Source organism: Microvirga vignae (assembly GCF_001017175.1).
Lineage (GTDB): Bacteria > Pseudomonadota > Alphaproteobacteria > Rhizobiales > Beijerinckiaceae > Microvirga > Microvirga vignae.
The window spans coordinates 16,310-28,729 of the sequence record NZ_LCYG01000035.1; the positions used below are offsets into that span (position 1 = coordinate 16,310).

Annotated in this window: 9 protein-coding genes and 2 pseudogenes; 8 read left to right on the forward strand and 3 right to left on the reverse strand. The window is 57.9% G+C overall.

All coding sequences use genetic code 11. The features are described 5' to 3' along the window. Positions 1–35: 35 nt before the first annotated feature. Together AA309_RS14520 and AA309_RS14525 are read left to right on the forward strand one after the other, a co-directional pair. Positions 36–485 carry a hypothetical protein gene (locus AA309_RS14520; RefSeq protein ID WP_047189750.1) on the forward strand — a complete coding sequence of 150 codons (450 nt, stop codon included), beginning with the start codon at positions 36–38 and terminating at the stop codon, positions 483–485. Between the two features lie 17 nt (positions 486–502). Then, positions 503–985: a hypothetical protein gene (locus tag AA309_RS14525; RefSeq protein WP_047189751.1), complete on the forward strand. Its 483-nt coding sequence runs from the start codon at positions 503–505 to the stop codon at positions 983–985. Positions 986–991: 6 nt separating this feature from the next. Here AA309_RS14525 and AA309_RS14530 read toward each other — a convergent pair whose 3' ends face one another. Then, positions 992–2,047: a gluzincin family metallopeptidase gene (locus AA309_RS14530; protein ID WP_052954735.1), complete on the reverse strand. Its 1,056-nt coding sequence runs from the start codon at positions 2,045–2,047 to the stop codon at positions 992–994. A gap of 455 nt (positions 2,048–2,502) precedes the next feature. Here AA309_RS14530 and AA309_RS14535 point away from each other — a divergent pair, with 455 nt between their 5' ends. After that, positions 2,503–4,380 carry a tetratricopeptide repeat protein gene (locus AA309_RS14535; protein WP_047189753.1) on the forward strand — a complete coding sequence of 626 codons (1,878 nt, stop codon included), beginning with the start codon at positions 2,503–2,505 and terminating at the stop codon, positions 4,378–4,380. 183 nt (positions 4,381–4,563) lie between these two features. Here the strand turns inward: AA309_RS14535 and AA309_RS14540 are convergent. Next, positions 4,564–5,323: pseudogene (locus AA309_RS14540) on the reverse strand (iron ABC transporter ATP-binding protein). Further along, positions 5,286–5,471: pseudogene (locus AA309_RS36470) on the reverse strand (hypothetical protein); the annotation flags it as partial. The pseudogenes AA309_RS36470 and AA309_RS14540, both read right to left, overlap by 38 nt. A gap of 264 nt (positions 5,472–5,735) precedes the next feature. Here AA309_RS36470 and AA309_RS14545 point away from each other — a divergent pair. The 5 genes from AA309_RS14545 to AA309_RS14565 all read left to right on the forward strand — a co-directional run bounded on the left by AA309_RS14545 (position 5,736) and on the right by AA309_RS14565 (position 12,362). Further along, positions 5,736–8,291, forward strand: a complete 2,556-nt coding sequence (locus AA309_RS14545) for an Ig-like domain-containing protein (RefSeq protein ID WP_150117566.1) — start codon at positions 5,736–5,738, stop codon at positions 8,289–8,291. Positions 8,292–8,441: 150 nt separating this feature from the next. Then, positions 8,442–10,628 (forward strand): CHASE2 domain-containing protein, encoded by a 2,187-nt coding sequence (locus AA309_RS37230; protein ID WP_047189755.1) that lies wholly within the window; start codon positions 8,442–8,444, stop codon positions 10,626–10,628. Positions 10,629–10,753: 125 nt separating this feature from the next. Then, complete coding sequence (locus tag AA309_RS14555; RefSeq protein WP_047189774.1) at positions 10,754–11,584, forward strand: universal stress protein; 831 nt, start codon at positions 10,754–10,756, stop codon at positions 11,582–11,584. A gap of 67 nt (positions 11,585–11,651) precedes the next feature. After that, positions 11,652–12,026, forward strand: a complete 375-nt coding sequence (locus AA309_RS14560) for an SPW repeat protein (protein ID WP_047189756.1) — start codon at positions 11,652–11,654, stop codon at positions 12,024–12,026. A 39-nt stretch (positions 12,027–12,065) separates the two neighbouring features. Next, positions 12,066–12,362 carry a hypothetical protein gene (locus AA309_RS14565; protein ID WP_047189775.1) on the forward strand — a complete coding sequence of 99 codons (297 nt, stop codon included), beginning with the start codon at positions 12,066–12,068 and terminating at the stop codon, positions 12,360–12,362. The last annotated feature ends 58 nt before the right edge of the window (positions 12,363–12,420 follow it).

The following is a 12,420-nucleotide window of genomic DNA, read 5'->3' on the forward strand; positions in this document are numbered from 1 at the left end:
TAACCTGACATAGTCGAGCAGCAGGAGAGGCGCCAATGACCAACTTGGTCGAAGTCACCCGGAGCAGACCTGTCCCAGCGAGCTACCAGTACAGCCCTGCACGCATCACGCTCTATGGCGTTCCCATCTTGGCACTGGAACTAGGTGACCAGGGAACGATCATCTGTACTCCTGATCCTCCCCATCCAGACCAGACATTGGCTCTGATCTATGGCTTCTGTTACCAGGGGCATTGCTATTCCCTTCCTGAGCCGGTGATCGTCCTCGTCCAAGGGGTTGGAAGAGCTGCGGATGGCTGCGGATGGGAGAACCAGGACTACTTTGCCTGGGATGTCGACAAGTCCAACCAAACCATCCAGCTCCAAGCTCGCGGGGACTCGTTCGAGGAATTGATCCTCAATCGCAACCTCAACACCACGAAGCAGCCGATCGCCTATTCGATTGCTCATCAAATGGCACATCGGGGCGGGAAGCTTTCCGAATAATTCGTGGGGATGCTGCGATGACAAGCGTGTTCGGCTTTTTCTTCGGCAGGCTGGATGGGCGGCGTCGGTTCACGAAAATCGTCAATGTTCCAACGGGTATCACCAGTGTCACCGCCCGGAAATTTAGGGTGAAGCTCGTCAGCCCACCACCTCGAAACCCGGATGAGGATACTCTTTATGCGGAGGTGACCGCAACCGTTCGTGGGGCCGAACGCGCAATCGAGCGCGTCATATACTCGGAGTACCAGGATTATCATGACTTGAGGCAGGTGCCCCAATTGCCTGAAAGTTTCTGTGAGGGCAACGTGAGAAGGGAGAGAGTCGATCTCTACGCTTGCCTGCCGGAATATGAGGTTTGCAATGAAGATTGTGAGGCTGAGCCGCTGAACATCTCTCCACCTGTGTCTTCCGTCGGTTTCCTGGTCGAGATACATCTTAACATTCAAGCTCTCCCGGCCGGGACCAACATCAAGGGCGTCATTGCCCTCAGCGATGGGTAGGTTGTGTCATCGGAACTCAGGCGCTCTCACTGACACGTCAATTCCTCTCCATTGAAAGATCGAGCTGATTTCGTCCAGGTGACGTTCTCCCGCGATGGTCCGAATGGCATCCTGGAGCGCCCCTCCAAACGTTTCGAACGTCAACTGATTGGGTGACATCGCCTGCCAGGCTGAGACGAGGCAATGTCCGAAGATATCGCGCGCCTCCATGAGGGCGGCCTTGAAAGCAAAGTGGCGGTTTTCGTAGCGGCGGGCAAAGGTTTCAGAGACTTGATCAGCCCATTGTTCATTGGTCTTCGTCTCGAAAGCTCTCATCCATAGATCCGGCGGGATGAGCCCACGGTACTCGAGTTCCGCGGCATACAGATAAACGATGATATCGAAGCACGCGCCGGTGAGGGGACGGGAAAGGTCATGGGGCTCGGGACGCACCTCCCACATCTTCGCATCGTTGCTCGCAATACGGATCTGCTTCGTCTCCGAAACTTCGGCCAGACGGTTGAGTTCGTTGAGCGTGTAGATGTTGCCTCGGCAAGAACGCAGCAGCCTGTCAAGAACGGAGTCGAAGTGCAGGAGACCGATCAGAGCCGTGACGTCGGCGCAGGCCTCATGGAAAGCGCGGAATGCGAGTGGCATCTCGCCGCTTGTAGGGAACCCGACGAGTGAGAAGACGATGGTATGGCCTATCTCGTGAGCGATGACGTCGAAGTTCAGCCCATAGGGATGGATGACTCCTTCGGCCGAGGAAAACCTGCCGAACTCGACATAGCCGTAACCGGATTGAGCATTGTCCCAATTGATCAACGGAATGATCTCAAGGCGCGGATAGTCTAGACGGAACGGCCATTCGATCCTTCGCCCGAGATAGCTTTCAAAGATGTCGAGGACACGGCGCACAGAGCCGTACATGTGAACTGCGAGAAACTCGCGGGAGCCGGGAGCAAAGTGGGCGAAGTGCCCGTTCTCATCCGGCTCGACGGGAGCACGAGTGGGACCATAATAGGGAGGGAGATAGGGGAATGCGTAGGGCTCATCCTTATCGATGGCATCGATGACATACATGCGATCATCTGCCGGCCCGGGCGCGATACTCCCAGCCGGTGGTGACAGCCAAACGATTTCAGGTTCGGCAAACCCAGCTAGGAAAGGTGCCTGCGGGAAGAGGCGTACGCGTGTTCCGAATTCCCGGTCTCGATCAGCGTAGTAAAGCACCATAGCAAACTCGAGGTCGGCAGGGTTTGATCGATTGCGACAGAGTGGGCCCGAATCGCCGAATATGCAACTGCTGCGGTTCTGATCACGTTCCCACGGCGGATAAGCACAGTTCCTTATATGGTCGCGCTAGGGAACCGCCTTTGGCGCGAACAAGAATTTTCATCCGCATGTCCCGTTCAGACAGCTACGCATCGCCTTCCGGCATGGCTGCTCCCGAACCTCCCGGGACTGTGAGATAGGTCACAGACCCTCGCTTGCCCTAGGAGCAAACTGAAACTGTTCTCCAGCAGGGGAGGTCTGGAATGACCTATATTGCGATACGTCTGCGCCTCCTGGCGCGCATCCGTCTCCTGACCACCACTGCAACGGCAGCCCTTATAATTGCTACGTCAGCAGCGGCTTGCCCCCTTGGCGATCACAATTCTCCGAGAGTGAAACTCCTCCACAGGATGATCCATGCAGGGCACTCGCAGCCGGTATCGGAAGTGAAGATAGCGCAAGCAGATCATCAGGCTCATCCTCATCCTCCGGCACGTAATGAACTTGGAGCCTATAGCCGCGATCTTCCGAAAGGAGCGGCGGCACCAAGCGCTGAGATTCGTCCGCCCATCTACGAAAACCTGGGCCATTTCACATGGTCTGCCGTCGGTCCATCAGGACAGGATGCGCGAGCCTATTTCGACCAGGGCTATCGTCTTGGCTGGGGCTTCAACCATGCCGAAGCAGCCCGTGCATTCAGGGCGGCACAGGAGCTCGATCCGAACTGTGCCATGTGCCTCTGGGGAGAGGCCTGGGTGCTTGGGCCGCACATCAATTATCCCATGGATGCCGGTGCCAACGCCCGTGCGCTTGTTGCGCTCGAACAGGCTAAGCGCCTTGCTCCAACTGCTGGTGAATTGCAGGTTGCTCTCATCGATGCCCTCTTGCGGCGGCATTCCTCCGATCCAAAGGCAGATCGCAAGGCACTGGATCAGGCCTACGCCGATGCGATGGAGGCGGTGCAAGCCCGCTTCCCGGAGGATACGCACGTCGCGCTCCTGACCGCTGATGCGCTCATGAATCTCAGCCCCTGGGATTACTGGACGGACGGTGGGCGAATGCCGAAGGGGAAGACCGCGCGAATGGTCGAGCTTATCGAAGGTGTGCTCGGCGACAGAAAGGTCGGGTCTCTTAAGACGGATCCAGACCACCCCGGGGCTATCCACCTCTACATCCATGCCGTCGAGGCCTCCGACCGGCCGGAACGCGCCGCACCTCACGCGGCCCGACTGGCGGCATTGATGCCCGGGGCCGGGCATCTCGTGCATATGCCGAGCCACATCTGGTATCGCCTCGGTCGCTGGCGCGAGAGCCTGGACGCGAATGTGCAGGCGGCCGCCGTCGACGAAGCGCAGCTCAAGCAAGGTGGCGCAAGCCTGCTCTATTCGGAGGGCTATTACGCTCATAACCTTCATTTCGTGATGGCCTCGGCCCTCATGGGGGGCGATGGGGGGACAGCTCTTGCGGCAGCTGAGAAGCTGGCCGGTCTTGTATCGGACCGCACCAAGCGCGAAGTGCCTTGGACACAGCCTATTGCGGCAGCGCCTTATACGACCCATGCCCGCTTCTCGGAACCTGAGAAAGTGCTGTCTCTGCCGGCACCGGATGCGGGTTTCCCGTTCGTGCGGGCTTCGTGGCACTACGCTCGCGGTGTGGCGTTGGCGCGTCTCGGACGGGAGGAGGATGCACGGACCGAGGCGGCGGCCATCGCAGAGCTGGCGCGCGCACCTGAGATCACGGCAATGCCGGATGTCGGCGTGCCAGGCCCGAGCGTGCTCGCCATTGCTGGGAAAGTGATTGAGGCGCGGATTGCGCAGGTCAAAGGCGATCACGCGCAAGCTGCGGCTCGCTTCGCGGAGGCGGTCGAGATCCAGGATCGATTGCCCTACATGGAGCCGCCCTTCTGGTACTACCCGGTGCACCAGTCCCTCGGAGCAGCCTTGCTGCAGGAGGGAAAAGTCGAGGAAGCGGAAGCTGCCTTCCGCGTAGCGCTGCAGCGGTCGCCCAACAATGGGTGGGCTGTCGCGGGGCTGCTTCAAGCCGCCGAGAAGCGCGTTGATAATGCAGTTGCCGAGGAGGCGAGGGCACTCATGAAGAGAAATTGGTTTGGCGGAGACACACCTTCGCTAGATCGTCTCTGATCTCGCTTCCCACGATTTTGGACTGGAGCTTCATTTGTCTCCGGCCCAAGAAACTTCATTACGCGTGATGCCTGACAGATCCTAGACAGGCACCGAAAGGGAGGCTTCGGACACGAAGCCTCCTTTTGTTGTGAATGGATGCGATGCCGGTCGGAGCCTACGGTCGGACTCAGGCCAATATGATCAGATGTAGTAGATCGAGATCCTCCATCCCTGGACGTCTTGGACTTCCACATCCATCCCATAGACTTCCCGGATCACGTCGCTCGTCATGATCTCGCCGGGCATGCCGTGACGAACGATTGCTCCATCGCGCATGGCCACAATGTAGTCCGAGTAGCACGAGGCAAAGTTGATGTCGTGCAGTACGAGGACAATGGTTTTGCCGAGCGCGTCGGCCGCCTGCCGCAGCAGCTTCGTCATGCTAACTGCATGCTTCATGTCGAGATTATTCAGTGGCTCGTCGAACAGCACGTAATCCGTGTCCTGACAGAGCACCATGGCTACATAGGCGCGCTGGCGCTGCCCGCCTAACAGTTCGTCGCGGAAGCGGTCAGCGAGTGGCTCCAGGCCGAGGAAGCCTATGGCCTTCGAAGCATGGGCTCGGTCGTTGGCCGTGAGGCGGCCTTTAGAATATGGATAGCAGCCGAACTCGACCAGGTCCCGAACCGTCAGACGAGAGCCGAACCCGATTGTCCTGTCTGAGAATGGACAGTCGCTGCGCCAGAATGTCGGATCGCTTCTTGGTGACGTCGAGCTCATTGACGGTTACCGCTCCGGCTGTCATAGGCACGAGGCGGCTGATCATCGACAGGAGGGTCGATTTGCCGGCGCCGTTCGGGCCAATGATGGACGTGATGGCCTAGCGGGGGATCCGCAACGACACGTCACGCACCACGATGGTGTCACCATAGCTCTTGCGCACGTTGGAAATCTCGATCAACGGGCTGCTCCTCGATCAGCAGGGCGAGGAAGACGATTCCGCCCACGAATTCAATAACGACGCTCAGGACGGTATCGAAAGCGAAGACCCGCTCGAGGATAAGCTGACCACCGATGAGGCAGATGACAGCGAGAAGTGCCGCAATAGGCTGTTATCTCGTTTCATAACCATTGAGCTGTTTCGATCCAGCCAATGAGATTTATTCCGGTAGGAATAAGCTGGTGAAAGGATTATCATCGCATAAATTGAGGGCTCCGCCGTGTTGCAATCCGCGGTTGGTACCAGTGTCTTCGATATTCAAATTGATGCCGCGGAAGCGTCGAGCCGACGTGCCAATGCCGAGCCGTCAATTCTTTTTCCTGACCGAAACCTCCTTTTCACCGCTGATTTTAGAAGATCGGGAGCTGATCTTTTGCTCATAGGGCACGATCGGACAGCGGTCATCCTCGACTACTTCACGCATGGACGGCACCCGAGCCTCACGACTCCCGAAGGCGCCAGCTTGACAGGCGAAACCGTTGAGGCGCTGGCGGGCGCCGGTGTGCCGGAACATTACGTGCAAGCAACCAACATGGCGTCCACGCGAGTGCCGATTGGACGCGTGGAGAAAGTTTCCGGATCTGCGACTGTCCTGCGAAATGGCGTCCCTGTCGAACTGCACCTCGGCGACATGGTCGCCAAAGGAGATGTCGTACAGACCGGATCGGACTCGACGCTGGCGATACGATTCAACGACGGAACAGTGTTCGGCCTTTCTTCCAATGCCCGCATCGTGCTCAACGACATGGTGTACGCGGCGGATGCGACTTCAAACTCGGCGCTGTTCACCCTTGTTCAAGGTGTCATCGGGTTCGTTGCAGGACGGATCGCCAAGACCGGCGACCTGAAGGTCGACACGCCTGTCGCCACCATGGCGATCAGAGGAACTGCCGTTCAGACTGAGGTCTCCGCATTCAGCGGAGTTACGAAAATTTCGGTTCTCACCGAACCGGATGGCTCCGTAGGATCGGTCCTGCTCCTCGACAAGAACAACCCGTTACGGGTGCTGACGTCGGTATCGAACCCTCGAGTCGCGACACTTCTCACGCCTATCGGGGCCTCCGACCCGCAAATCACGCAGATCACCAAAACGGCCGACGACCTCCGTGGCGAAAGCGATTTCGTAAGGGATCTCTTTCAGATTTTTTCACCCCAACCTCAGAGGAGGGGCAGCAGCGACGTTGAGGATACACTGATAATTCCGATAAACCTGCCAATGTCGATAGACCTGCCGGACCTGATGCCGTTTGACGTCAGGCTTTTGACACCGGAGCGTGCGGCGGCGCGCGATCAGCCCATTCCGACCACCACATTCCTACCAGAGCAGATCCGTGGCACGGCAGTCGAGGACGGCCCTGTCGCGCAGCTCGGTGTCTTGATAGAAGCCGCCACTTCAGCGAACGGTATCACACCTCCACTGGTGAGCGTGCCGGCATCGTTGCCACCAGGCGTCAGATACATCGAAAGTTCGCGAAGTTTCTTTCTAGATCCCTCCCATCCTGCCTATCAGCATCTGGGAGAGGGGGAGACTACGACGGTTATCGTCAATTACAGTCTGGTGATTGGCGATGTTCGGATTCCAACAACGGTTTCTTGGACTATCGCCGGTCGGAACGATGCTCCCGTTGCAGAGAATGACGCGGTACGTGCTGTCGGTGAGGTGACACAGACGATCCTTTCCTTGCGCGCCAATGACCACGATGTGGACGGAGATCCTCTTCACGTCGTTCGCTGGACAAACCCGCTCGAGGGCTCTCTTCATCTCGACGCATCCGGGAATCTGGTCTTTGACCCAGGCGATGACTTTCAAGCGCTCAGCGCAGGTCAAACCGCCACTATCTCCTTCACCTACACGGTCTCCGACCCCAAGGGAGAGACCGATACCGCAAATGCAACTCTGAAAGTCGCCGGGGCAGGGGAATTTTCGTCTCCCCAGAAGTCTGCTTCGGCGAGAGATATTCTCGAGTTTAACAATCAGCCAGTGGTACTCACGATCACAGCACCGTCTGCAACGACGACACCAACTGCGGCTCTGGATCTCATCATCCGTCTTGGTCCGGTTGTGCAGCCACAGATGAATATCCTGTACCTCATCGACGTTTCGGGCAGCACATCCGAACGGTTCGAGGGGCAGCCGGTTGGCGATCTGAATGCCGACGGTCGGTCCAACACCGTTCTGGATGCGGAAATCGCCAGCTTGATCACGCTGACCGAGCGGATAAGCGGACTCGGCTTCTCTCCCACCGATGTCGAGGTGACGGTGATTCCCTTCAACGGCAGCGCCGACCCGACTACGGGTTCTGGCGACAACCAGCCCGTGACCGCAACCACCTTCAACCTCGAGGGCGCAGGCGAGAAGACGATCGTCAATTACCTGAGAGGCCTTGACGCAGGCGGACAAACAAACTTCGCCGATGCACTGCGAGCGGCCAACGAGCGATTGCAGGGCTTGGATCAGGGCAACGAGAAGAACGTTTTGTATTTCCTCTCCGATGGGGCCGGACAGGGCTCGGTCGAGGCCGATCTTGCGAGATTGAACGATGAGTTTGGAGCCAGGATCGCCGCGATCGGCGTCGGAGAAGGCGCTACTCTCTCTCGGCTGAATGAAATCGACAACACCGGTGGAGCCTTGCGACTGACATCCCCGGGTCAGATCGAAACCTCTGTTCTCGGATCGCCAGTTCCGCGGGGAGAGGTCGCCGATCTCGACGTATTCGTGAACGGCAAGGAGATCGCCGAGATCGGCCGTGAGGATTTGATCCCGAGGTCTCAAGGCTTTGCGCTGGATGCCACAATTGGAGATCTCGAACGGCTTGCGGGCGGCCGGAACACGGTAGCGGCCGTCGTCACCTTCGAAAGTGGAGAAGTGTTGAGGACCGAGCTGACCATTGCAGGCGCTCTTCCCCGCTCCACTGATCTCGTGCTGTGAGGCGGTGATGCCAAGGCCGTCGAGTCTCTCCGACATTCTCAACGGCGGCCTGATCAGATATCAGGAGCAATATCAGGAGCCATCGTATCGTGATGGGAATAGGGGCCATGACTTCCGAGCATGGATCCGTGGCTTGGCGGAGCGTTAGCCATGACCTCTCTTCTGAGAAGCATACGGCGCTTCGGAGTGGGACGAATCGTAGGCCTCCTGCTTCTAGTTGAACTCCTTGCCTTGCGGGTTTGGGATCCTGGTCCCGTTGAGGCCCTTCGCCACAAGTCCTTCGATATCTATCAGCTCATCTATCCGCGCGTTGCCGGCCAAGTTCTCGTCTCAATCGTGGATATCGACGAGCAGAGTCTTCGGGCTCTCGGGCAATGGCCGTGGCCGCGCACGATCATGGCCGACATAGTCTTGAAGATCGTCGAACGGGGTGGCACCGTCATTGGCTTTGATGTTCTGTTTCCTGAACCGGATCGTAGCTCGCCGGAGGTCGCAGCCGAAACTTTTCGAGGGCTGGATCCCGACATGCGGGTGAAACTTCAGAGCCTGCCCGGCAACGACGCCGTCTTCGCTGAGGCCATTCGAGCGTCCAAAGTAGTGCTCGGGCAGTCAGGTTATCGTGTTTCAGGAAGCGCGCCAATCGCAAGACCAGTGTCTCAGTCGGGGATCGCAACTCTCGGTCCAGATCCACGCTCATTCCTGGTCGATTTTCCGCGCTTGCTGCGGAATCTTCCTATCCTTGATAACGCTGCTCAAGGACACGGCATTTTCTCGATCATCCCCGAACTGGACGGTACTGTCCGTCGCGTACCTCTCGTGGCGGTCGCAGATGGAGTCGTTGTTCCGTCGCTTGCTCTAGAAATGCTTCGTGTCACCGCAGGATCAGCGGCCACGCTGATAAAGACGGATGCGAGCGGAGTCCGGAGCGTAGGTATTCACGATCTCGCTATCCCCACAGACGGCAAAGGTCGGGTCTGGATTCATTTCTCACACCACAACCCTGGCAGATACATTTCTGCCATCGATCTACTGCAGGGCCGGGTGTCCGCCGACAGCCTTGCGGGCAAAATGGTACTGATCGGGACCTCTGCCGCCGGTCTTCTCGATCTCAAGGTCACCCCAATTCACCCTGCGCTTCCAGGAGTCGAGCTGCACGCCCAACTCCTGGAGAGTGCCCTCACGGGATCCACCCTGAGCCGGCCGAGCTACACGGCTTTTGTCGAGCTCTCCCTCGCGACGCTCATGAGCTTGATCCTGATTGCATCGGCCCCAAGGGTGAATGCCGGAACCCTCTTCGTGCTCGGCGGTATAATCGCCGCTGTGACCCTGGGCCTGTCATGGCATTGTTTCACCGTTCTCGATCTTCTGATCGATTACACCTTTCCAATGATCGCAAGTTTTCTGGTCTATGCGGTTCTGGTCTGTACGAATTATGTGACTGTTTCCGCAGACCGCTACCGGATCAGGTCGGCTTTCAGCCAATATCTATCACCCGATCTGGTAGAACAGCTGGCAAAATCGCCGGAAAAGCTGACCCTTGGCGGAGAGCAGCGGGAACTGACCGTTCTCTTCTCGGACGTTCGTGGCTTCACGTCGATTGCCGAATCGTACAAGGATGATCCGCAGGGATTAACGGCCCTGATCAATCGGCTGTTCACCCCGCTCACCCGGGACATCATGGACCGACATGGGACGGTCGACAAATATATGGGCGACGCGATCATGGCCTTCTGGAACGCGCCGCTCACCGATCCCTCCCACGAGGTGAACGCATGCGAAGCCGCCCTTGCGATGCTGGACAGCCTCCGGGAACTCAATGAGCAACGCCAGCGTGACGCCGGTGGTGATCAGTCGGTTCCATCACTTAGAATCGGTATTGGCCTGAATACCGGTCTGTGCGTCGTTGGCAATTTTGGTTCTGACCGCCACTTCAACTATTCTGCATTGGGGGACGCGGTGAACTTGGCCTCCCGGCTTGAGGGTCTGACAAAGCATTACGGAGTTCCCATCATCATCGGGGAAAAAACGGCTCGGGCCGTTCACACTCGGTTCTCTGTTCTCGAAATCGATCATATGCAGGCGAAGGGAAAGCGGGAGCTGGAGCGGATCTTCACAATCGTGGGACGGGCCGATGCAGCCACCAGTTCCGATTTTGTGACACTGAACGAGAGAAACCGCGCCATGCTCGCCGCGTATCGTAGCCAAGAGTGGCAGCAGGCTCTCGAGATGATCCTTCTCTGTCGGGAGCTGGGGAAGAACTTCGGGCTCGATGACTACTACGATCTCTACATTCAACGGATCCGGCGTCTAGTCGAGACTCCTGCATCGTCTCATTAATTTACGATTCATAGCTGAGCAGGAGCCGCGGCAGTTGTGCTGGTCAACTTAAAGAGCAGGCATGCGGAATGCTGGATTCCGTATTATTATCAAGCCACAGGTCAGAGACTACTGAGGTGGTTCTCATGAAAGCCATCCTTGTTCCGGTTGAGCCACATGCCTCTATCCGGTCTGTTCTTGACGCCGCATTGTTGATAGCTGGTCGGTTCGGAAGCCGTATTGAGGGGCTGGCGCTCGGCCCTGATATTCCTGCGAGCATTGCCTTCGACGTCCCAACCAGCTGGGCCATACTCAGTGAGAAGGAACAGCGTGATCTCGTGGAACAGTCCCGACAGCTGTTTGAGGGCTTCATGCTCTCCTGCGGGGTCCAGCAGGCTGGCGTAGCTGACGAGGCGTCTTACAGCTGGCTAGGGCGGCAGCTGTTCGGAGATAGCTATATCGGCAGCTTCGGCAGGGTGTTCGACCTCATTGTGCTCGGCCAGCCCGGAATCCGTGACGAGCCACCGCGACTGGCTACGGTTGAAGCGGCGCTGTTCGAAAGTGGCCGACCCATTCTGCTGGTTCCGCCCGCAGCGCCGGCATCGATCGGCGAGAAGATCATGATCGCATGGAACGGCAGCACAGAGACAGCTCGCACTATCGCGTTTGCGATGCCTCTTCTTGCGAAGGCCAGCCAAGTCATTGTCCTGACGTTGGAGGGCTGGGGTGCAGATGGCCCATCCGGTGAGGAATTGACCAGCCGCCTCCAGAGAAACGGCATCAAGGCTGAAGCCGTAACACACAGTATGAAAGCGCATTCCCCAGGCGAGGGGATCTTGGAGCAGGCGGCGGCGTTCCATGCGGATCTGCTCATCAAGGGTGCCTACACTCAGAGCCGTTTGAGGCAGTTCATCTTCGGCGGGGCGACGAGCCATATCCTTGCCCATGCAAGGGTGCCGGTTCTGATGGCGCATTAGGAATGAATACATTTACCAAATACCTCTGATGATTTCCTGGGAGCAGCTGCTTACAGAGGAGGAGAGGATGGGTACCGTCAATGATCGCGTCGACACGACCTTCAGCATCACGAATGTTGCACTCGGTGTTCTCTTGATTGCGGCTCCATGGCTGCTCGGCTTCACAGATGAGACTTGGGCTTCGCGTAATGCTTGGGTCAGCGGAGGTGTGGTTGTTCTCCTGGCGCTTCTGGCATTGGTTCGGACCTACGATTGGGAGGAGTGGCTCAACGTCATAGCCGGTCTTTGGATCACAGCCTCGCCATGGCTTTTGTGGTTCGAAGACGTAGTCCCTGCGCGCTGGACACATATCATCATCGGCCTCTGCATCATCGTTTTCACAGCGCTAGAGCTGCGCCATCTCTATCTGGCGCCGAAGGATATGATGATCTCGCAGAGGTAGGAGAGACACCACACTCGTCGGCGACCAATGGAGGCATTTATGTATGTCGTCATTCGGAAGTTCACTCACATGCATAACGTGCATGAGGCAGCGCGGCGGGCCGAAAGTGGGATTGGCCAAATTCTGCGGCAATCCCCGGGTTTCCAGGGCTATTATGTATTCGACGGTGGCAACGGGGTAGGTGGATCGGTGACCCTGTTCGACAGTCGGGACACCGCTCTTGCGGCCAACGAGAAGGCCTTGTCATGGATCCGTGCAAGTCTGGCGGATCTGGTTCAAGGGCAGCCGGAAATCACGGCCGGTGAGGTCCTAGCCGTGGTCAAACCACAGGGATGAGGCAAAGCCGCTGGCCCGAAGGACCCACTCTCGTTGAGCAGACCGCAACGTTGGCTAC

Bases quoted from the DNA above. Each gene is read 5' to 3' on its own strand.
- AA309_RS14520 (WP_047189750.1), top strand. From the start codon at position 36: ATGACCAACTTGGTCGAAGTCACCCGGAGCAGACCTGTCCCAGCGAGC.
- AA309_RS14525 (WP_047189751.1), top strand. From the start codon at position 503: ATGACAAGCGTGTTCGGCTTTTTCTTCGGCAGGCTGGATGGGCGGCGT.
- AA309_RS14530 (WP_052954735.1), bottom strand. From the start codon at position 2,047: ATGTATGTCATCGATGCCATCGATAAGGATGAGCCCTACGCATTCCCC.
- AA309_RS14535 (WP_047189753.1), top strand. From the start codon at position 2,503: ATGACCTATATTGCGATACGTCTGCGCCTCCTGGCGCGCATCCGTCTC.
- AA309_RS37230 (WP_047189755.1), top strand. From the start codon at position 8,442: ATGACCTCTCTTCTGAGAAGCATACGGCGCTTCGGAGTGGGACGAATC.
- AA309_RS14555 (WP_047189774.1), top strand. From the start codon at position 10,754: ATGAAAGCCATCCTTGTTCCGGTTGAGCCACATGCCTCTATCCGGTCT.
- AA309_RS14560 (WP_047189756.1), top strand. From the start codon at position 11,652: ATGGGTACCGTCAATGATCGCGTCGACACGACCTTCAGCATCACGAAT.
- AA309_RS14565 (WP_047189775.1), top strand. From the start codon at position 12,066: ATGTATGTCGTCATTCGGAAGTTCACTCACATGCATAACGTGCATGAG.